At 71.4% G+C, this 19,263-nt stretch carries 19 protein-coding genes; 5 read left to right on the top strand and 14 right to left on the bottom strand.

The window, feature by feature from the left end:
- Window positions 1-31: 31 nt before the first annotated feature.
- The 3 genes from galK to galT are packed head-to-tail and all read right to left on the bottom strand — an operon-like array spanning window position 32 to window position 3,278.
- A complete protein-coding gene (gene galK / locus GR130_RS03725) occupies window positions 32-1,237 on the bottom strand; it encodes a galactokinase (protein ID WP_159503371.1) in 1,206 nt (401 codons plus the stop codon).
- A complete protein-coding gene (galE, locus tag GR130_RS03720) occupies window positions 1,234-2,238 on the bottom strand; it encodes a UDP-glucose 4-epimerase GalE (protein ID WP_159503370.1) in 1,005 nt (334 codons plus the stop codon). Before galE ends, galK begins: the two co-directional genes overlap by 4 nt.
- Window positions 2,235-3,278, bottom strand: a complete 1,044-nt coding sequence (galT, locus tag GR130_RS03715) for a galactose-1-phosphate uridylyltransferase (protein ID WP_159503369.1) — start codon at window positions 3,276-3,278, stop codon at window positions 2,235-2,237. The genes galE and galT overlap by 4 nt, the downstream gene beginning before the upstream one ends.
- A 275-nt stretch (window positions 3,279-3,553) precedes the next feature.
- On the opposite strand from galT, the gene GR130_RS03710 reads away from it, so the two are divergent.
- The gene (locus GR130_RS03710; RefSeq protein WP_159503368.1) at window positions 3,554-5,257 is read left to right on the top strand and encodes a sodium:solute symporter family protein; all 1,704 of its coding nucleotides are present in this window, start codon (window positions 3,554-3,556) and stop codon (window positions 5,255-5,257) included.
- Window positions 5,258-5,282: 25 nt separating this feature from the next.
- Window positions 5,283-5,591, top strand: coding sequence for a hypothetical protein (locus GR130_RS03705; protein WP_159503367.1), 309 nt, complete (start codon window positions 5,283-5,285; stop codon window positions 5,589-5,591).
- On the opposite strand, the gene GR130_RS03700 is transcribed toward GR130_RS03705, so the two are convergent.
- Window positions 5,555-6,247, bottom strand: a complete 693-nt coding sequence (locus GR130_RS03700) for a response regulator transcription factor (RefSeq protein ID WP_159503366.1) — start codon at window positions 6,245-6,247, stop codon at window positions 5,555-5,557. The genes GR130_RS03705 and GR130_RS03700 overlap by 37 nt on opposite strands.
- A 193-nt stretch (window positions 6,248-6,440) precedes the next feature.
- The gene (locus tag GR130_RS03695; RefSeq protein WP_159503365.1) at window positions 6,441-8,243 is read right to left on the bottom strand and encodes an ABC-F family ATP-binding cassette domain-containing protein; all 1,803 of its coding nucleotides are present in this window, start codon (window positions 8,241-8,243) and stop codon (window positions 6,441-6,443) included.
- 199 nt (window positions 8,244-8,442) lie between these two features.
- Between GR130_RS03695 and GR130_RS03690 the strand changes: the two genes are divergently transcribed.
- Window positions 8,443-9,027 carry a Uma2 family endonuclease gene (locus GR130_RS03690; RefSeq protein ID WP_236572778.1) on the top strand — a complete coding sequence of 195 codons (585 nt, stop codon included), beginning with the start codon at window positions 8,443-8,445 and terminating at the stop codon, window positions 9,025-9,027.
- On the opposite strand, the gene GR130_RS03685 is transcribed toward GR130_RS03690, so the two are convergent.
- Both GR130_RS03685 and GR130_RS03680 read right to left on the bottom strand, forming a co-directional pair.
- Window positions 9,024-9,230, bottom strand: coding sequence for a DUF397 domain-containing protein (locus GR130_RS03685; protein WP_159503363.1), 207 nt, complete (start codon window positions 9,228-9,230; stop codon window positions 9,024-9,026). The two genes, GR130_RS03690 and GR130_RS03685, sit on opposite strands and share 4 nt — an antisense overlap.
- Window positions 9,202-10,062, bottom strand: a complete 861-nt coding sequence (locus tag GR130_RS03680) for a helix-turn-helix domain-containing protein (protein WP_159503362.1) — start codon at window positions 10,060-10,062, stop codon at window positions 9,202-9,204. The genes GR130_RS03685 and GR130_RS03680 overlap by 29 nt, the downstream gene beginning before the upstream one ends.
- Before the next feature lie 317 nt (window positions 10,063-10,379).
- Here GR130_RS03680 and GR130_RS03675 point away from each other — a divergent pair, with 317 nt between their 5' ends.
- Together GR130_RS03675 and GR130_RS03670 are read left to right on the top strand one after the other, a co-directional pair.
- A complete protein-coding gene (locus GR130_RS03675) occupies window positions 10,380-11,297 on the top strand; it encodes a helix-turn-helix domain-containing protein (RefSeq protein WP_443043562.1) in 918 nt (305 codons plus the stop codon).
- 49 nt (window positions 11,298-11,346) lie between these two features.
- On the top strand, window positions 11,347-11,934 hold the full coding sequence (locus GR130_RS03670) for a Uma2 family endonuclease (protein WP_159503361.1): 588 nt from the start codon (window positions 11,347-11,349) through the stop codon (window positions 11,932-11,934).
- A 21-nt stretch (window positions 11,935-11,955) separates the two neighbouring features.
- On the opposite strand, the gene GR130_RS03665 is transcribed toward GR130_RS03670, so the two are convergent.
- The 7 genes from GR130_RS03665 to rsmI form a co-directional block, all read right to left on the bottom strand.
- Window positions 11,956-13,395 carry a hypothetical protein gene (locus tag GR130_RS03665; protein WP_236572775.1) on the bottom strand — a complete coding sequence of 480 codons (1,440 nt, stop codon included), beginning with the start codon at window positions 13,393-13,395 and terminating at the stop codon, window positions 11,956-11,958.
- Window positions 13,396-13,507: 112 nt separating this feature from the next.
- Complete coding sequence (locus tag GR130_RS03660) at window positions 13,508-14,473, bottom strand: 4-(cytidine 5'-diphospho)-2-C-methyl-D-erythritol kinase (protein ID WP_159503360.1); 966 nt, start codon at window positions 14,471-14,473, stop codon at window positions 13,508-13,510.
- On the bottom strand, window positions 14,470-15,378 hold the full coding sequence (gene rsmA / locus GR130_RS03655) for a 16S rRNA (adenine(1518)-N(6)/adenine(1519)-N(6))-dimethyltransferase RsmA (RefSeq protein WP_159503359.1): 909 nt from the start codon (window positions 15,376-15,378) through the stop codon (window positions 14,470-14,472). Before rsmA ends, GR130_RS03660 begins: the two co-directional genes overlap by 4 nt.
- Complete coding sequence (locus tag GR130_RS03650; RefSeq protein WP_159503358.1) at window positions 15,375-16,538, bottom strand: resuscitation-promoting factor; 1,164 nt, start codon at window positions 16,536-16,538, stop codon at window positions 15,375-15,377. The genes rsmA and GR130_RS03650 overlap by 4 nt, the downstream gene beginning before the upstream one ends.
- Before the next feature lie 110 nt (window positions 16,539-16,648).
- On the bottom strand, window positions 16,649-17,524 hold the full coding sequence (locus GR130_RS03645; RefSeq protein ID WP_159503357.1) for a TatD family hydrolase: 876 nt from the start codon (window positions 17,522-17,524) through the stop codon (window positions 16,649-16,651).
- A gap of 33 nt (window positions 17,525-17,557) precedes the next feature.
- Complete coding sequence (locus GR130_RS03640; protein ID WP_159503356.1) at window positions 17,558-18,043, bottom strand: hypothetical protein; 486 nt, start codon at window positions 18,041-18,043, stop codon at window positions 17,558-17,560.
- A gap of 241 nt (window positions 18,044-18,284) precedes the next feature.
- Window positions 18,285-19,193: a 16S rRNA (cytidine(1402)-2'-O)-methyltransferase gene (rsmI, locus tag GR130_RS03635; RefSeq protein WP_159503355.1), complete on the bottom strand. Its 909-nt coding sequence runs from the start codon at window positions 19,191-19,193 to the stop codon at window positions 18,285-18,287.
- Window positions 19,194-19,263: the final 70 nt, after the last annotated feature.

The following is a 19,263-nucleotide window of genomic DNA, read 5'->3' as shown; positions in this document are numbered from 1 at the left end:
CCCGGCGATCGGCCGGAGCGCCGGGGGCGTCTCAGGCGCGCGCCGCGGTCCCGGTGGACCGGTCCGCCAGACGGCGTGCACCGGCGCTCGGGACGGCCGGGAAGATCCGCGGGGCGGCGTACCCGGCCGCCGCGAACGCCGCGGTGACCGCGTCGGCGACCGGCCCTGCGGCACCCTCCTCGACGAGCACCACCGCCGAGCCGCCGAAGCCGCCGCCGGTCATCCGGGCGCCCAGCGCACCCGCCGCGTCGGCGGCGCCGACGGCGAGGTCGAGTTCGGCGCAGGAGACCGCGAAGTCGTCGCGGAGCGAGGCGTGTCCGGCGGTGAGCAGCGGGCCGATGCCGCGGATGTCGCCGGCGTCGAGGCGGGCGACGACCTGTTCCACACGGTGGTTCTCGGTGACGACATGGCGGACGAGGGAGCGGACCGCGGGATCGTCAAGTCTGTCGAGCGCCACGGGCAGATGCGCGTACGGAACATCGCGCAGGGCTCCCACACCGAGCGCCCGCGCACCGCGTTCACAACCAGCGCGCCGCTGGGCGTACGCGCCGTCGCCGAGCTCGTGCCGGACGCGGGTGTCGACCACCAGGAGCCGCAGCCCCTCCCCCGCCAAATCGAACGGTACGTGACGGTGGTTGAGGTCCCTGGTGTCCAGGAAGAGGGCGTGCCCGGCGGTGCAGCAGGCGGCGGCGGTCTGGTCCATGATCCCGCAGGGCACGCCGACGAACGCGTTCTCCGCCCGCTGGGCGATCCGGGCCAACTCCTGCGGGGCCAGGCCGAGTCCGTAGAGATCGTTGAGGGCGAGGGCGGTGGCGACCTCCAGGGCCGCCGAGGAGGACAGCCCGGCGCCGGTGGGCACCGTGCTCTCGAAGTGCAGGTCCGCGCCGCCCACCGGCAGCCCGGCCTCCCGCAGCGCCCAGGCGACGCCCGCCGGGTAGGCGGCCCATCCCGCGGTGGGGGTCGGCGCCTCGCCGCGCAGCGCGTCGGGGCGCAGCTCGGTGACGCCGCCGCCGGCGCCGGCCGAGTGCAGGCGCAGCACACCGTCGGTGCGGGGCGCGGCGGCGGCGAGGGTGGTGTGCGGGAGGGCCAGCGGCATCACGAAGCCGTCGTTGAAGTCGGTGTACTCACCGATCAGGTTGACCCGGCCGGGCGCCGCCCAGACGCCGTGGGGCTCCGCCCCGTACACCTCGCGGAAGGCCGCCGCCGTCCGGGGAGCGCCGTGCTCCGTGTCGGTCACGCGGACTCCTTCGGCTGGTGCGGCAGGCCCGCGGACTCCTCGCGGGCGATGCGCCGGGCGAACCGCCAGGCGTCGGCGATGATTCCGGCGAGGTCGGCGCGGCTGGGGCGCCAGCCGAGCCGGTCGATGGCGGTCCGCGCGGAGGCCACCAGGACGGCCGGGTCGCCAGCGCGGCGCGGGGCGGTGATCTCGGGGACGGGGTGCCCGGTGACCTTGCGGACGGTCTCGATGACCTCGCGTACGGAGAAGCCGTTGCCGTTGCCGAGGTTGCAGATGAGGTGTTCGCCGGGCCGCGCCGCCGCCACGGCGAGCAGGTGGGCCTCCGCGAGGTCGGCGACGTGGATGTAGTCGCGGACGCAGGTGCCGTCGGGGGTCGGGTAGTCGTCGCCGTAGACGGAGATCGCCTCGCGGCGGCCCTGGGCGACCTGGAGGACGAGCGGGATCAGGTGCGACTCGGGGTCGTGGCGCTCACCGCAGTCGCCGTAGGCGCCGGCGACGTTGAAGTAGCGCAGCGAGACGGCGGCCAGGCCGTGCGCGGCGGCCTCACCGCTGATCATGTGGTCGACGGCGAGCTTGCTGGCGCCGTACGGGGAGGTGGGGGCGGTCGGGTCGGTCTCGGTGATCGGGGTGCCGACCGGCTCGCCGTAGGTCGCGGCGGTGGAGGAGAAGACCAGCCGGCGCACTCCGGCATCGCGCATCGCGGTGAGCAGGTCCATGGTGCCGCCGACGTTGTTGCGCCAGTACTTCTCCGGGTCGGCGACGGACTCGCCGACCTGCGAGAACGCGGCGAAGTGCAGCACCGCGTCGTACGAGGCGTCCAGCCACCGGCCGGCGTCGCGGATGTCGCCCTCGATGAACCCGGCGCCCGCCGGGACTCCTTCCCGGAAGCCGGTGGAGAGGTTGTCGAGGACCGTCACGGTGTGGCCGGCCTCCAGAAGATGCTGGGCCACCACGCTGCCCACATAGCCGGCACCGCCTGTGACCAGGTACTTCTTGCTCACTCGCTCGCTACCTCTCGCAGTCGATCGGCCGCGGCCTCCGGCGGCACGTCGTTGATGAACACGTTCATGCCGGACTCCGAACCCGCGAGGAACTTCAGCTTGCCGGAAGTCCTGCGGATGGTGAAAAGCTCCAGATGGAGCGCGAACTGGGAGCGGTCCTCGGCGTGTACGGGCGCCTGGTGCCAGGCGGAGATGTACGGCGTCGGAGCCGCCCCCGGCCCGAATATCCGGTCGAACCGCCGCAAGACTTCCAGGTAGAGCTGTGGGAACTCTGTGCGCGCCGCCCCGTCGAGGGCGAGCAGGTCGGGGACCCGCCGCTTGGGGTAGAGGTGCACCTCGTACGGCCAGTGGGCGGCGTACGGGACGAAGGCCGCCCAGTGCTCGCCTTCGACGACGATCCGGCGGCCGTCGGCGAGTTCGTCGGCGAGCACGTCGTCGAAGAGGTTGCGGCCGGTGGCCCGGCGGTGCGCGGCGAGGGAGGCGAGCATCCGCTCGGTGCGCGGGGTGGTGAAGGGGTAGGCGTAGATCTGGCCGTGCGGGTGGCCGAGCGTGACGCCGATCTCGGCGCCGCGGTTCTCGAAGCAGAACACCTGCTGGACGCCGGGGAGTTGGGAGAGTTCCGCGGTGCGGTCGGTCCAGGCTTCGAGGACCAGGGCGGCCTGCTCCTCGGTGAGGTCGGCGAACGAGGCGTCGTGGTCGGAGGTGAAGCAGACCACCTCGCAGCGGCCGTGGTCGCCGGCGAGGGACGGGAAGCGGTTCTCGAAGACGGCGACGTCGTAGTCGGCGGCGGGGATCTCGCTGTGTCGGCCATCGCGGGAGGGGCACAACGGGCACTCGTCGGCCGGCGGGTGGTAGGTCCGGGCCTGGCGGTGCGAGGCGACGGCCACGGAGTCGCCGAGGAGGCGGTCGTGGCGGATCTCGGCGGCGGTGGCGACCGGGTCGAGGGGGCGGTGGTCGGGGGCGTCGCGGACCACGTCGTCGGCCGCGTCGTAGTAGATCAACTCCCGGCCGTCCGCGAGCCGGGTCGCCGTCTTCTTCACCGGTAGCTCCTCACCGCACCCAAACAGAAACAAACACAATGAAGCACAAGCGAACAGGTGCGTCAACGTGCGGCCAGTGGGCGGCCAGTGAAGCAGGCGCAAAGCGGCCATTTCCTGTCGAACAACCCGCGGTTCTCTCAGATCAATCACGATCCAACATGGGAACCGAACAAAACTATTCAGTTTTCGGTCGTCCGCGCGTACGTTTCTGTGCGTTCGAATCGCGCACACCACCGTGCCCCCCGAAAAGGCTGCGCTCCCCGAAAAGAGTCCCCATGATCACTCTGGCCGAAGGACTACGACTCCCGACCAACGGGCTCGACTACACGATCCTGGCCATCTACTTCGTCGTCGTCCTCGGCATCGGCTTCGCCGCCCGGCGCAGCGTGAAGACGAGCCTCGACTTCTTCCTCTCCGGGCGGTCGCTGCCCGCCTGGGTCACCGGACTCGCCTTCGTCGCCGCCAACCTGGGCGCCACCGAGATCCTCGGAATGGCGGCGACCGGCGCGCAGTACGGCGTCGCGGTCGTCCACTGGTACTGGATCGGTGCCATCCCGGCCATGGTCTTCCTCGGCCTGGTCATGATGCCCTTCTACTACCGCTCGAAGGTCCGCTCCGTACCGGAGTTCCTGCTCCAGCGCTTCGACAGGTCGGCGCACCTGCTCAGCTCCGTGCTGTTCGCCTTCGCCGCCGTCCTGATCGCGGGCGTGAACCTCTACGCGCTGTCGATCGTCGTCGAGGCGCTGCTCGGCTGGCCGCAGTGGGTGGCCATCGTCGTCGCCGGGCTCTTCGTCCTCGCGTACATCACCATCGGCGGGCTCTCCTCGGCCATCTACAACGAGGTGCTCCAGTTCTTCGTGATCCTCGCCGCGCTCATCCCGCTGGTCGTCCTCGGCCTCAAGCGGGTCGGCGGCTGGGGCGGTCTGACCCACTCGCTCACCTCCGCGCACGGCCACAACTTCCTGACGGCGTGGGGCGGTACGGGCATCGGCCAGGCCAACCCGCTGGGCGCCAACTGGCTGACGATCATCCTCGGCCTGGGCTTCGTGCTCTCCTTCGGCTACTGGACCACCAACTTCGCCGAGGTGCAGCGCGCGCTGTCCGCGAAGAACCTCTCCGCCGCCCAGCGCACCCCCCTCATCGCCGCCTTCCCGAAGATGTTCATCGTCTTCCTGGTGATGATCCCGGGCCTTGTCGCCGCCGTGCTCGTACCGAAGATCGGCGCCCCGGGCGGCCTCCAGTACAACGACGCGATCCCCTACCTCATGCAGGAGCTGCTGCCCAACGGCGTGCTGGGCATCGCCGTCACCGGTCTGCTCGCCGCGTTCATGGCCGGCATGGCGGCCAACGTCTCGTCCTTCAACACCGTCTTCACGTACGACATCTGGGCCAAGTACGTGAAGCAGGGCCGGCCCGACGGCTACTACCTGCGGTTCGGCCGGCTGATCACCGCGATCGGCGTGCTGGCCTCGATCGGCACCGCGTTCATCGCCTCGTCGTTCTCCAACATCATGGGCTACCTCCAGACCCTGTTCTCCTTCTTCAACGTGCCGATGTTCGTGGTCTTCATCATCGGCATGTTCTGGAAGCGGGCCTCGATGAAGTCCGGCGTCTGGGGCCTGCTCGCCGGCACCACCGCCGCGATGGTCAACTACTTCTGGATCTACAAGCAGCACGTGATCTCCATACCGACCGACCAGGGCGCCAACTTCGTCTCCGCGATCGTCGGCTTCGTCGCGGGCGCGGCGGTCATGGTCGTCGTCACGCTCTTCACCGAGCCCAAGCCGCAGGCCGAACTCGCCGGGCTGGTCTGGGGGTCCCCCCGCTCGAACGGAGTTGAGAGTGGGGGAGGGACGACCGCGCCGGGCCTCGAAGAGCAGCCCGCCGAGGGCGACGACGCCTGGTACCGCAAGCCCGCGCTGCTGGGCTGGGGCGCCATCGCCCTCGCCGCGCTGTGCTACCTGCCCTACTCGCTCTGAACCCGCCCCGACCGGAGACCCCGTCATGTCTGAACTGCAGCACGAAGTGACCGAGTTGGAGCGCAGGTCGGCCACGGCCACCCGGCTCTTCGACATCCGCCGGATCATCGGCGGCCTGTTCGTCGTCTACGGCGTGATCGTCACCATCGCCGGGCTCATGGCCTCCGACGCGGACCTCCACAAGGCCCAGGGCATCAACATCAACCTCTGGACCGGCGGGGGCATGCTCGCGCTCGGCGTGTTCTTCCTGGTGTGGCTGAAGCTGCGGCCGATAGTGCCACCGCCGGCGGCGGAGCCTCAGGACGAGCGGGGCGAGCGCGGCGAGGGGGACTGAGCCCGCTCCAGCAGGCCGGTGCGGGCGGCCAGCGCGGCCGCCTCCAGCCGGGAGCCCACCTCCAGCTTCATCAGCACCCGCTGGACATGCGTCCGCGCGGTGCTGGGCGCGATGTCCATCCCCGCGGCGATCACCCGGGTGTCCTCGCCGTCCGCGACCCGCATCAGCACCTCGACCTCCCGCGGGGTGAGCAGCTGGAGCAGCCGCGCCCCCTCGTCGTCGGGCTGGGCGGAGGGGTGCAGCAGCTCCTCGAAGGCGTGCTGGAGCAGCTGCGGCGCTACGGCCGCCTCGCCCGCCCGCGCCTTGATCATGGCTCGTTCGACGCCCTCGATCCGCTCGTCGTTGCGGACGTAGCCGGAGGCCCCGGCGGCGAACGCGGCGGCGATCCCGCGTGGGCTGGGCACCGGCCCGAGCACCACCACCGCGACCTGCGGGCGCTCCTTCTTGATCCGCACGACCGGGTCGAACGCCCCCGGCTCGGCGGGCGTCGCGGTGCCCAGCAGGCACACCTCGGGCGCCCGGCTCACCACCAGGTCCGCGGCCCCGGCGCTGGGCGCCGCCGCCGCCAGCACCCGGTGCCCGCGCAGCTTGAGGGCCGAGGCGAGCGCCTCGGCGAGCAGCCGGTGATCGTCGACCACCATGAGCCGTACGCCCATCGGGCAAACCCCCTCAACTCCCCGGCCCGGCCATGTGTCCCCGGGAAGCTACACGGTCGGCAGGCGATGCGCGCCCCCCGGAAGGAGGAAGACCACCGGAACGCGGGATTCCCGGCCACTCGGGGTCGGCCAACGCCCGCCTCCTACGGGCGGGCACCGGCCCCGGCGGCCGGGAGAGGCGGCCCGGCGGGCGTCAGGCGTCCTCCGCCAGCTCCAGCCAGCGCATCTCCAACTCCTCGCGCTGGGCTGCGAGTTCACGCAGTTCGGCGTCGAGTCCGGCGACCTTCTCGAAGTCGGTGGCGTGCTCGGCGAGCTGCGCGTGGACCGCGGATTCCTTGTCCCCGATCTTGTCCAGTTGCCGCTCGATCCGCTGGAGTTCCTTCTGCGCCGCACGGTTGACGGCGGACGGCTTCTTCGGGGCCGCGGCGGCCGGCTGGGCGGGCGCCGGCACCGCCGCCTCGATCACCTTCTGCCGCCGCTCCAGGTACTCGTCCAGACCGCGCGGCAGCATCCGCAGGGCGGCGTCCCCGAGCAGCGCGAAGACCCGGTCGGTGGTGCGCTCGACGAAGTACCGGTCGTGACTGATCACGATCAGCGAGCCGGGCCAGCCGTCGAGCAGGTCCTCCAGCTGCGTCAGCGTCTCGATGTCCAGGTCGTTGGTCGGCTCGTCCAGGAACAGCACGTTCGGCTCGTCCATCAGCAGCCGCAGGATCTGGAGCCGCCGCCGCTCACCACCGGACAGATCACCGACCGGCGTCCACTGCTTCTCCTTGGTGAACCCGAACTTCTCGCACAGCTGCCCCGCGGTCATCTCCCGGCCCTTGCCGAGGTCGACCCGGTCGCGCACCTGCTGGACGGCCTCCAGGACCCGTAGGGCCGGGTCCAGTTCGGCGACCTCCTGCGAGAGGTACGCCAGCTTCACGGTCTTGCCGACGACGACCCTGCCCGCCGCGGGCTGCGCCTCACCCTCCGTACGGGCCGCCGCGGCGAGCGTGCGCAGCAGCGAGGTCTTACCGGCACCGTTGACACCCACCAGGCCGATCCGGTCCCCCGGCCCCAGCTGCCACGTCAGATGCTTGAGCAGCACCTTCGGCCCGGCCTGAACCGTCACGCCCTCCAGCTCGAAGACCGTCTTGCCGAGCCTGGAGCTGGCGAACTTCATCAACTCGGCGCTGTCCCGCGGCGGCGGCACGTCCGCGATCAGCTCGTTGGCCGCCTCGATACGGAACCGCGGCTTACTGGTCCGCGCCGGGGCGCCGCGCCGCAGCCACGCCAGCTCCTTGCGCATCAGGTTCTGCCGCTTGGCCTCCTCGGAGGCGGCGATCCGCTCCCGCTCGGCCCGCGCGAAGACGTAGTCGGAGTAGCCGCCCTCGTACTCGTGGACGGTGCCGCGCTGCACGTCCCACATCCGGGTCGCGACCTGGTCCAGGAACCAGCGGTCGTGGGTGACGACCACCAACGCGGAGCGCCGGCCGCTCAGGTGCCGCGCCAGCCAGGAGATCCCCTCCACGTCGAGGTGGTTGGTCGGCTCGTCGAGCACGATCAGGTCCTGCTCGGCGATCAGCAGCTTGGCGAGCGCGATCCGCCGCCGCTCACCACCGGACAGCGGCCCGATGACGGTGTCCAGCCCCTTGTCGAAACCCGGCAGGTGCAGATCCCCGAACAGCCCGGTCAGCACGTCCCGGATCTTGGCGTTGCCCGCCCACTCGTGATCGGCGAGATCGCCGATCACCTCGTGCCGGATAGTGGCTTCCGGGTCCAGCGAATCGTGCTGGGTCAGCACACCGAGCCGCAGACCGCCGGCGTGCGTCACCCGGCCCACGTCGGCGGACTCCAGCTTGGCGAGGATCCGGATCAGGGTGGTCTTGCCGTCGCCGTTACGGCCGACGACGCCGATCCGGTCGCCCTCATTGACGCCGAGGGAGACACCGTCGAGCAGCGCACGGGTCCCGTACACCTTGTCGACGGCTTCCAGATTGACGAGGTTGACGGCCATCTCACTCCTGGTCTGTGCATCCCCGGTCGGGGACGGGTCGGCTTCAAGAGTAGTCGGCGCGGGGTGGGTGCCTTGGGGGGAGGAGCGGGGGCGGCTGCCGGGGGCAGGAGCGGGGCAGTCACCCTTTGTGATGACGTGATCGGGATACGGCCGCTACGGCGGACCAGCAAGCCGAAGAATCCCGCCCGTGGGAGAAACCGTGACTACCGAGCCGGCCTCGCGATGGCCGGTCCCGCCACCGGCTGGCTGGACCGTGGACGACCTGTTCACCCTGCCCAACCTCCCGCCGCACACCCAATTGATCGACGGGAGCCTGGTCTTCGTGAGTCCGCAGCGCCGTTCCCACGGCAACGTGATCGACCTGCTCGTCTGCGGCCTGCGCACGAGTCTGCCTGCCGAGTTCAAGGTCAGTCGCGAGATGACCGTCATCCTCGACAAGCACAACGGCCCCGAACCCGATGTGAGCGTGGTCCGGACCGACGCGATCACCGGGCCGGACCAGATGAGCTACCAGGTCAGGGACGTGCTCCTCGTCGTCGAAGTCGTCACCCCGGAATCAGCGTCCCGCGACCACACGACCAAGCCGCGGAAGTACGCCGCCGCCGGGATCGAGAACTTCTGGCGGGTCGAGGAGAGCGGAACCAGCGGCAAGCCCGTCGTCCACGTTTACGAACTCGACCCGGTCACGGAGGCCTATGTGCACGCCGGTATCCACCGCGACCGGATCAAGGTCGACAGGCCCTACGCCATCGACATCGACCTGACCGCCGTCGACGAGCTTTAAGCACCGCCCTTGACGGCCGAGACGAACGACGACCATCCGGCGGCGGAGAAGACCAGCGCGGGCCCCTGCGGATCCTTGCTGTCCCGGACGGGGACGATGCCGGGGAGGCCGTCGGCGACCTCGACGCACTCACCGCCGGAGCCGTTGCTGTAGCTGCTCTTGCGCCACGCAGCGTTATTCAAGTCGAGCCTTCTGCTTGCCATTTCGGAAGTCCCCTGCCGCTGCCTCGATCATGGACAGAGACGCCGCGGGCGACAGTGCGGCGGCCCTGAGCAGATCGTACGACTCCCGGTACAGCTTCACGAGCGGTGGAAAGTCAATGACTTGGCCGCTGTGCAGACCCTCGGTGTACGCGACCGGAGGGGCGTCCGGGAACGTCATGATCCTGGTCATCCCCATCATGAACGGGTGCAGGCCGTCGACTTCCGGGACGATCTGCACAATCGAGTGCGTGGCCCTGACCACCTCTGCGATGTGCTCCAGCAGTTCCGCCATCTGCTCGTCCGGGAGAGCCCGGCGGCGGATCAGCGACTCGTTCATGATCGCCCAGAACTTCGGGGGCGTCTCCGCTTTAAAGATCGCCGCCCGGGACATCCGGGCCGTCACCTTCTCCTCAACCTCTTCGTCCGCCTCCCTGGGATGTGCCGCCCGCACGACCGCCCGTGTGTACGCCGGCGTCTGGAGCAGGCCAGGAACGAGCATCGGCGCCCAGTCATCGATCTCCTCCGCCCGCTGCTCCATCTCCAGCGCATCCGCGAAGTACTCCGCGTGCCCGGCCCTGCGGGCCATCGCCGCCGCTTCACACCGGCGCTCGAAGAACCCGTTCGTCTTGAGGATCTTGTCAACGTGAACGGCCAAGTCCAACGGCATACTGCGCTCGCCGCGCTCGATCTGGCTGAGCAGCGGGATGCCGCGATAGCTGCCCTCCGCCAACTGTTCGAGCGTGAGTCCGGCCTGTTCCCGGAGGTAGCGCATCTCGGCGCCGTAGAAGCACGGGACGCTGGCCGAGGGATCGGCGTCCTTGCGAGGGGGCATAACTCACCACCGCTACTTGCTGGTTGCCCGGTACAACGCGATTCCTCGGCACGCTACGCGCGTGCGCTGCCGCCGCGTGAGCGATTCGCCGCAATGCGCACGGAAGGGTACTCACCGGGTCGCAGGTTTCCGCGACCCGGTGGGCCGGGTCGCGGTCCGGCACGACGTAAAGGCAAAAGCCCGGGGAAAGTACCCCTCCCAACCCCTCCGGCCTCCCCGTCGCCCCACCACCCATACGGGTGACATATGCCAACTCGGTTGGGATTGGGGCGGGTTGAGCGGCATATGCTCGCCGCGTCACGTGCACCACCGCACACATGCTTCGGCCCCCGGCCGGGACGGCAATCCCGAACGAGGGCCTGACCACCCAGGAAGAAATCACCTTCCCGATGGCTCTTGAGAACCCTAGCGCGCCCTCGCCCGCCGTGTCCCGCGTTCCCGCGCCGACTCCCTCGTCCGGCGTCATCCACGTCAACTCCCGTCACACCAGCCGCTACACGGTGGTCGGCAACCACCTCGCCCAGCACCGCGGGCTGACGCTCGTCGCCATCGGACTCGCCGTCCACATCCAGTCACTGCCTGCCGGGGCGCGCATCGGCATCAAGTGCCTGACCGCCCGCTTCCCGGAGAGTGAGGCCCGTATCGCCTCCGCACTGCGGGAGTTGGAGCAGGCCGGGTATCTGAAGCGGACGCGGGAGCGGCTGCCGAGCGGGCGGGTCGTGACGCGTACGGTCTCGTACAACCAGCCGGGCGCGGCCCCGTGCCCCGCGACCCGCCCCGCCCAGCGGGCCCCGAGGCCGAAACGGGAACCGAAGCCGAGGCCGAGGCCGGAGCGCGCGCCGCTGCCCGCCCCACGCCGTCCCGATCCGGTCGGTACGCGGACAGCCCACCGCATCCTCGTCGAGCTGCGGCGCGATGATCCGAGCCTGCTGCTCTCCGAGGCGGACGTGGCGCGCCTCACCCCGGCCGTGGCCGCCTGGCTCGAACGCGAGGCGCCGCCCGACGCCGTACGCCGTACCCTCACCGCCGACCTGCCGCCCGGCCTCCGTCACCCGGCGGCCTTCCTCGCCCACCGCCTGACGGCGTCACTGCCCCCGCCCCTCCCGGCCGCCGGCCCCGCCCCCGCACGCCCGGACCCCCTCCAGACCTGCGACGGCTGCGAGCGCGCCTTCCGCGCGCCGAGACCGGGGCTGTGCGGCGACTGCCAATCGTCCAACCACACGGAGGCCGCCTAGCATGAACGTGACGACTCTTGCCCCTGAGCACAGACGAGGAGCGCGCGCCATGACCATCGCCCCTGACGACGCCCAGCGGGTTTCCCCCCTGTACCAGGCGATGCGCGACATCGTCGAGCAGATGCAGGACCGCGTTCCAGGCAAGCTGGAGATCACCGTTGAAGGGATCGTTCACGACATGATGTCTCCGAGGCGCCCGCACGAGCTGACCGCAGCCCAGGTCAGCCGCCGCCTGGAGAAAGTGATGCCGGACGGGCTCTTGGCCCACACGGGAACCCCTGACGTGGAAGAAGAGCCCGAGGGCATCATGCGCCACCCCGACGTGATGGTGATCGCCTGGGAGGACATGGAGGGGCAGGGAGCCTTTGATCCCCGTACGCTCATCGCCGCCATCGAGGTCGTCTCCCGGTCCAATCCAGACAACGACTGGGTCGGCAAGACCCGGGACTACCCCCTCCTCGGTATCCCCCACTACGTGATCTTCGATCCCCGCACGGGCTCCGGCGCGGTCTTCTCCGACATCCACCCGACGCCCGAGGGCCCCCGCTACGCCACCCGCAAGGACTTCGTCTACGGCGAGGACGTCACCGTCGCCGAGTGGACGATCTCGACGGACGGCCTGCCGCGCTACCCGTGACGCCGCGCCCGCACCGGCCCCTCAGTCGACGTACTCCATCGTGATCGGGGCGGTGTTGTTCGTCAGGTCCGGGTCCGGGTGCTCCGGATCAGGTTCCACGGAGATCGTGCCCTGCGTGCCCTCGACCCGCTTGTCGATGTGGACCCGCAGTCTGGCGTGGTCGGCGTGGGGTTCGGGGCACAGCACCTTCCGGTTCCTCTTGTCGATGTACCCGCAATAGACGTCGTCGCCCTCCCCCTCATGGGCCTCCTTCAAGGTGAGGCCCTCGGGCAGGGTCAGGTACGTCTCACCCTCGTAGTAGCCGTCCTCGTCCATCACGTCGATCGAGATCTCGTCGCCCACCTTGCCCTTGAGGGTGAGCCCGTTGACCTGGTAGTCGTACCTCCGGGTGGTGAGGAAGCGCAGTTCACCTTGGGCAAAATCCCCGCCGAACGGCGTGTAACGGCTGCCGTCGGCCGGGCGGAGGCCATCGGCCGGGCGGAGGCCGACCGGCGCGCCCGTTCCCCGCGGGGCCGATTCGGGCAGCAGATCGCTGCTCGGCGTGTTCGGGGCGGGATACAGGGTGGAGGTGATCAGGCCCTGTCTCCCGGTCTTGTCGATCGCGACCGTGAAGGGCCGGTCGGTCTCGTACGCCGCTCCGACCGGCAGTGGCCCGGGGATCGTGCACACCGCCTTCTTCGGTGCGTCGGCCTTGTCGTAACGGCAGTTGCTGTACTGCCTGGACAGCGTCGCCTGTCCCTTCACGTCCACCACGACGCTGAGGTCGCCGTCGACGTCGACGTCTCCCTCGTTGCCGAAGGCGGGCCTCAGCTTCATCTCGGAGCCGGGCTCCAACGGAGCGGGCTCGGAGCCGGGCTCCACCGGAGCGGGCGACGGTTCCCCATCCTCCCGTGCCGTCAAGAGCGGTGCCCCGATGACCAGTTGGGTGGTGTGGTGGATGGTGGGGGCGTTGCTGCTGCTCACGGTGACGTTCATGGACCCGGCCGGGCCCTTCGCCGCGTTCCTTCGCACCACCATGTCGAACAGCCAGAGGTGTTCGGACTCGCCCGATGCGATGTTCTTCGGGGTGCAGGTGACGAGGTCACCGGAGCGCTTGCATCCCTGCTCCTTCTTCATGTCGTTGAACGTCACCGACTTCGCGGCGGACAGATCGACGGTCACCTTGATGTCCCTGGCGTTCACCGACCCCCTGCCCGGGGAAGCCCTGCTCGCCTCCAGGTTGACGTAGAACGGGTCGAAATTGCCGGTCATATCCTCCCGGTCCGACTCCGTGAGGTACCGGAGGTAGCTCGTGCCCAGCGGATCCTTGAACGCCAACTTCGCCCCCTGGGACGGCTTGTCCTCCCGCCCGGACCTCTCCGGGCCGCAGGAGGTCACCGCCCCGCCGAGCACGACCGCCAGGGCGGCCGTCCAGGCCGTGGTCGCGCGTCGTCGCCGGATGCCCGCTCGTAAATCCGTCATGCAAGATCAGACTCGAACGGCGTGTCGAACGGTTGCCCAGGGGCGGACACGGTACGGCAACGGCACGGACACGGTCCGGACGGTCTGGCGGCGCCGAACGGCCGTTGCGGAGCTAGCCGTTGGTGACGACCGTCGCGCCCGGTACGGGGCCGGCGGTGGCGCGGGCCGTGCGGCAGGTGCCCGAGCCGCGCAGCGCCGCGGCGACCCGCTCGGCGGCTTCCGCGTCGGAGACCAGGAACGCCGTGGTCGGGCCGGAGCCGGAGACCAGCGCAGCCAAGGCCCCGGCCGCCGTACCAGCCGCGAGGGTCGCGGCCAGCGACGGGCGGAGGGAGACCGCGGCGGCCTGGAGGTCGTTGCTCAACGACGCGGCCAGGGCCGTCGCGTCGCCGGTGCGCAGGGCGTCCAGGAGGGCGGGGGTCGGCTCGGGGTCGGGGATGTCGGCGGTGGTCGCGCCGCGGCCCGAGGCGTCCCGCAGGCGGTCGCACTCCTTGTAGACGGCGGGGGTGGACAGGCCGCCGTCGGCGACGGCGAAGACCCAGTGGAAGGTGCCGCCGACGGGCAGCGGCTCCAGGAGTTCGCCGCGGCCCCGGCCGAGGGCCGCGCCGCCGACCAGGCTGAACGGCACGTCGCTGCCCAACTCGGCGCAGAGGGCGAGGAGTTCGTCGCGGGACGAGCCCGTGCCCCAGAGGGTGTCGCAGGCCAGGAGGGCGGCGGCGGCGTCCGCGCTGCCGCCGGCCATGCCGCCGGCGACCGGGATGTCCTTGGCGATGTGGAGGTGGACGGCGGGGTCCAGGCCGTGGCGGGCCGCCAGCGCGCGGGCGGCGCGGGCCGCGAGGTTGGACTCGTCCAGCGGGACCTGGTCGGCGTCCGGGCCGGTGCAGGTGAGCGTCAGGGTGTCGGCGGGGGTGACGGTGACCTCGTCGTGGAGGCCGACGGCCAGGAAGACGTTGGCCAGGTCGTGGAAGCCGTCGGGGCGTCGTCCGCCGACCGCGAGCTGGACGTTGACCTTGGCGGGGACGCGGACGGTGACGCTCGCGGGAGCGTTGTCGGGAGCCTTGTCGGGAGCGTTACTGGTCATCGGGTGGGCTCCTGGTCGGTGGCGTCCGCGGCCGGAAGCTTGTTCTCGGCGATGGCGATGAACTCCTCGACCGTGAGGGATTCGCCGCGCGCCTGGGGGGAGATGCCGGCGGCCACGAGGGCGGCCTCGGCGGCGGGGGCGGAGCCCGCCCAGCCGGCGAGCGCGGCCCGCAGCGTCTTGCGGCGCTGGGCGAACGCGGCGTCGACGACGGCGAAGACCTCCCGGCGCGAGGCCGTCGTCTTGAACGGTTCGGCGCGGCGGACCAGCGAGACCAGGCCGGAGTCGACGTTGGGGGCGGGCCAGAAGACGTTGCGGCCGATGGCGCCGGCGCGCTTGACCTCGGCGTACCAGTTGGCCTTGACGGACGGGACGCCGTAGACCTTGTTGCCGGGGCGGGCGGCGAGCCGGTCGGCGACCTCGGCCTGGACCATGACCAGCGTGCGTTCGATGGTCGGGAACTGCTCCAGCATGTGGAGGAGGACGGGGACGGCGACGTTGTACGGGAGGTTGGCGACCAGGGCGGTGGGGGCCGGGCCGGGCAGTTCGGTGACCCGCATCGCGTCGCTGTGGACGAGGGCGAAGCGGTCGGCGCGCTCCGGCATCCGGGCCGCGACGGTGGCCGGCAGGGCCGCCGCCAGTACGTCGTCGATCTCCACGGCGGTGACCCGGTCGGCGGCCTCCAGCAGGGCCAGGGTCAGCGAGCCCAGTCCGGGGCCGACCTCGACGACGACGTCATCGGGCCGGACTTCGGCGGTCCGCACGATCCGGCGGACGGTGTTGGCGTCGATGACGAAGTTCTGGCCGCGCTGCTTGGTGGGGCGTACGCCCAGCGCCTCGGCCAGTTCCCGGACATCGGCGGGGCCCAGCAGCGGGCCGGGCTCGTCGGTGGTCTTGCTGTCGCTCACCCGTGCAGCTTACGGCCGCACACCGGCCACGGGCTCGCACCCCGGGTGACGTAGAGCTTCTTGGCCCGGTAGGTCTGCTCGTCGGCGGGGGCGTCCTGGGGGCGGCCGCTGCCGCCGAGCCCGCGCCAGGTGGAGACGTCGAACTGGTAGAGCCCGCCGTAGGTGCCGGACGCGTCGACGGCGTCCGCCCGGCCGCCCGCCTCGCACTGGGCCAGCGCGTGCCAGGAGAGCTGGTCGGCGCCCCTGACGGAGGTGGGCAGCGCCTTGGTGCCGATGTGCACGATCTGCGGGCGGGGGACGCGCACGACGTCCATGTCCACCGGCTTGGGCTTGAGCTTGACGCCGTTGACGGTGTCGAGCCGGTAGGTGACGCGCCGCACGCCGGGCACGCCCTGCTGGACGACCACCTCGGTGCCGCGCGGCAGGTCGGGGTCGGGCTTCTTGACCGTACGGAAGGTGATGGGCTCCTCGCGGACCTCCTTGGTGCCGGTGATCCGCAGTACGGAGACGGTCTGGCCCTCGCGCGGGAAGCTGTCCGGCGGCACCGAGGTGGTGTCGTGGTCGCGCAGTGCCAGACCGGCCTGTGCCAGGGCCTCGCGGACGGTGGCCGCGTTGGTGCGGACGCGGAACTCGCGGCCGTCGGCGACGAAGACCACCGAGCGTTCGGTGCGCACCGCCAGTTCCAGGCCGTGCCGGCCGATGCGCTGGGAGCGGGCGGCGGAGAGGTAGGCGCCCTCGGCGCGGACGCCGAGCTGGCGCAGCGCCTCGTCGACGGTGTCGGCGGTGGTCCACACCTGGCGGCGCCGGCCGTCGAGGGTGAGCATGAGCGGGCGGCCGTGCCGGACGGCGACCTTGTCGCCGCTGCCCAGGCCGGTGCCGGGGGCGGGCGCGACGATGTCGTGGCCGCCGACGTCCAGGTCCTGGTCGGCGAGCAGTTCGTCGACGTCGTCGGCGAAGGTGTGCAGGGTGCGCGGGGTGCCGTCGACGCTGAGCTTGATCACCTTGTCGTGGGCGACGAAGGCCGTGGTGCCGCCGGCGAGGAAGGCGACGACCAGGGCTCGGGGCACCAGGCGGCGCAGCGTATCGGGCGATTCGCCGGTGCGCCGGCGCCGGCGGCTGCCGCCGCGCGCGGCGCGATGGCTGCTCTGCGAAGGACTCACGACGCTCCACCTGCCACGGGTGTCGTCCGGTAACCGGTCAACGGCGGAATGTAGCGGAGCGGTGGCTACTCTCCCAAGTCGCCCGGTGACGGAACGTGCCCGGTTCGGGCTCAGTAACCGAAGGCGCGGGCGGAGTTGGCGGCGATCGCCGAGGCCAGGGCGTCCTCGTGCATCGCCTTGACGCCGGCCATCGCACGGACGGTGAGCGGGATCAGATACGGCGCGTTGGCCCGTCCGCGGTACGGCGCGGGGGTGAGGAAGGGTGCGTCGGTCTCGACGAGCAGCAGCTCGGGCGGGGCGACGGCGAGCGCGTCGCGCAGCGGCTGGGCGTTCTTGAACGTGATGTTGCCCGCGAAGGACAGGAAGTAGCCGGCGTCGGCGCAGGTCTTGGCCATCGCGGCGTCGCCGGAGAAGCAGTGGAAGACGACCCGGTCGGGGGCGCCCTCCTCGCGCAGGATGCGCAGCACGTCGTCGTGGGCCTCGCGGTCGTGGATGACCAGGGCCTTGCCGTGCCGCTTGGCGATCTCGATGTGGGCGCGGAAGGACCGCTGCTGCGCGGCGATGCCCTCGGGGCCGGTGCGGAAGTAGTCCAGGCCGGTCTCGCCGACGCCGCGTACCTCGGGGCGTGCGGCCAGCGCGTCGATCTCGGCGAGCGCGGCGTCCAGTGCGGCGTCGCCGCCGGCCTCGCGCGCGCCCTGCCGCGACCATCCGTCGGGGTCCCCCAGGACGATCCGCGGCGCCTCGTTGGGGTGCAGGGCGACGGCGGCGTGCACGTCCGGGTGCGCGGCGGCGGTGTCCGCGGCCCAGCGCGAGCCGTTGAGATCGCAGCCGACCTGGACGAGCGTGGTCACCCCGACCGCGGCGGCCTTGGCCAGCGCCGCCTCGACGGTGGTCTCCTGCATGTCCAGGTGCGTGTGCGAGTCCGCGACCGGTACCCGCAGCGGTTCGGGCGGCGGGGGCGGGGTGTCTTTGTCCTGCGGGGCCATGGCCGCGATCCTACGAGGACCGCGGCCCGGTCCTCACTTGCGGTGGTGCTGGAAGGGGTGCAGCAGGTCGGAGAGGTGCCAGTGGTGGTGCTTGCGCGGCTCGGCGGCGGCGCCGGACTCCGCGGGGTGCGCGGCCTCGTCGGCCTTGCCGCCCTTCACGGTCCTGGCGCCCTTGGCGGCGCCGTGCGGGCGCTGGTGCATGCTGGCCATCGCCTCGGAGACCATCGATACCTGTCCGGAGCGCATGATGCGGACGACATGGCCGCCGCAGTTCAGGCACAAGGGCCGGGTCAACGGGGACGGGACGCGTTGCCCGTCCGCGAAGTAGACGACGTGCATCTGGCCCTTGCCGTCCACCTGATGCTCGATCTCGTACGCCTGCTCCCAGCCGTGGCCGCAGCTCATGCACGCGAAGGAGTACGCCTCGCGGGCCGCGGGCTCGGGCCGGGGGTGGGGAGGAAATCCGCTGGTGGACGCACCGGTGGTGCCCGTTGCGGTGGTCTTCGTGATGTCGCTCATGTGCGCTCCTCTTGCCCGCTGGACAAGCCTTCCGGGACCGAACGTCCCGGTTCCCAGTGGACGCCTTTCACGGCGGGAACGCAGCCGACCTGCTACCTGTTGGCCCAGATTTGGCAGGTCGTAGGAAAAACGGACCACAGCGGGCCTGATCGCTTTACCTTCGAGGCCAGCCGTTTACCTTCCGTCGAGTCGGATCATGCCTGTGGGCTGCGGTTTTACGCTCTCCCGAGCAGGTCGGCGCTCAGCCGGGCGTGCCCGGACCGGCGTTCCCGGCCGCGCCCTGCCCGGCGTTCTTCGCCGTATCCGGCCCGGCGTTCTTCGCCGCCACCACCGCGTCGAAGACCTCCCGCTTGGGGATGCCGGCCGCCGCCGCGACCGCCGCGATGGCCTCCTTGCGCCGCTCCCCCGCCTCCTCGCGGATCCGCACCCGGCGCACCAGCTCCGCGGCGTCCAGCTCCTGCGGCCCGCTCTCCGGCGCGCCCTCCACGACGACGGTGATCTCCCCGCGGACGCCCTCGGCCGCCCACGGCGCCAGCTCGCCCAGCGGCCCGCGCTTGACCTCCTCGTACGTCTTGGTCAGCTCCCGGCAGACGGCGGCCCGGCGGTCCGCGCCGAAGACCTCGGCCATCGCCGCGAGGGTGTCGTCCAGGCGGTGCGGCGCCTCGAAGTAGACCAGGGTGCGGCGCTCGCCGGCGACCTCGCGCAGCCGGGAGAGCCGCTCGCCCGCCTTGCGGGGCAGGAAGCCCTCGAAGCAGAACCGGTCCACCGGCAGCCCGGACACCGCGAGCGCGGTCAGCACGGCGCTGGGCCCGGGGACGGCGGTGACCTTGATGCCGCGCTCGACGGCGGCGGCGACCAGGCGGTAGCCGGGGTCGGAGACGGACGGCATCCCGGCGTCGGTGACCAGCAGCACCCGCGCGCCGCCGGCCAGCGCGTCGGCCAGCTCGGGGGTGCGGGCGGCCTCGTTGCCCTCGAAGTACGAGACGATCCGGCCCGCGGGGTGGACGTCCAGCGCCTGGGTCAGCCGGCGCAGCCGCCGGGTGTCCTCGGCGGCGATCACATCGGCGGCGGCCAGCTCGGTGGCGAGCCGCGGCGGGGCGTCCGCGATCTCACCGATGGGCGTCCCTGCAAGTACCAGCGTTCCTGTCACCCGCCCATCCTCCCAGGGCCGGCGGTGCACCGACGCGGTGCCACCGCCCGGCGGCGCTCCCCGCCGCTCC

Source organism: Streptomyces sp. GS7, assembly GCF_009834125.1.
GTDB lineage: Bacteria > Actinomycetota > Actinomycetes > Streptomycetales > Streptomycetaceae > Streptomyces.
The sequence above is the reverse complement of the archived record's forward strand: the minus strand, read 5'-3'. Positions and strand labels throughout refer to the sequence as shown.

Coding starts and splice junctions, on each gene's coding strand:
- GR130_RS03670 (WP_159503361.1), top strand. CDS start 11,347: ATGACCATCGCCCCTGACGACGCCCAGCGGGTTTCCCCCCTGTACCAG.
- GR130_RS03680 (WP_159503362.1), bottom strand. CDS start 10,062: ATGCCCCCTCGCAAGGACGCCGATCCCTCGGCCAGCGTCCCGTGCTTC.
- GR130_RS03685 (WP_159503363.1), bottom strand. CDS start 9,230: ATGGCAAGCAGAAGGCTCGACTTGAATAACGCTGCGTGGCGCAAGAGC.
- GR130_RS03700 (WP_159503366.1), bottom strand. CDS start 6,247: ATGGGCGTACGGCTCATGGTGGTCGACGATCACCGGCTGCTCGCCGAG.
- GR130_RS03695 (WP_159503365.1), bottom strand. CDS start 8,243: ATGGCCGTCAACCTCGTCAATCTGGAAGCCGTCGACAAGGTGTACGGG.
- GR130_RS03660 (WP_159503360.1), bottom strand. CDS start 14,473: ATGACCAGTAACGCTCCCGACAAGGCTCCCGACAACGCTCCCGCGAGC.
- GR130_RS03645 (WP_159503357.1), bottom strand. CDS start 17,524: ATGGCCCCGCAGGACAAAGACACCCCGCCCCCGCCGCCCGAACCGCTG.
- GR130_RS03675 (WP_443043562.1), top strand. CDS start 10,380: ATGCTTCGGCCCCCGGCCGGGACGGCAATCCCGAACGAGGGCCTGACC.
- GR130_RS03710 (WP_159503368.1), top strand. CDS start 3,554: ATGATCACTCTGGCCGAAGGACTACGACTCCCGACCAACGGGCTCGAC.
- GR130_RS03705 (WP_159503367.1), top strand. CDS start 5,283: ATGTCTGAACTGCAGCACGAAGTGACCGAGTTGGAGCGCAGGTCGGCC.
- GR130_RS03640 (WP_159503356.1), bottom strand. CDS start 18,043: ATGAGCGACATCACGAAGACCACCGCAACGGGCACCACCGGTGCGTCC.
- GR130_RS03665 (WP_236572775.1), bottom strand. CDS start 13,395: ATGACGGATTTACGAGCGGGCATCCGGCGACGACGCGCGACCACGGCC.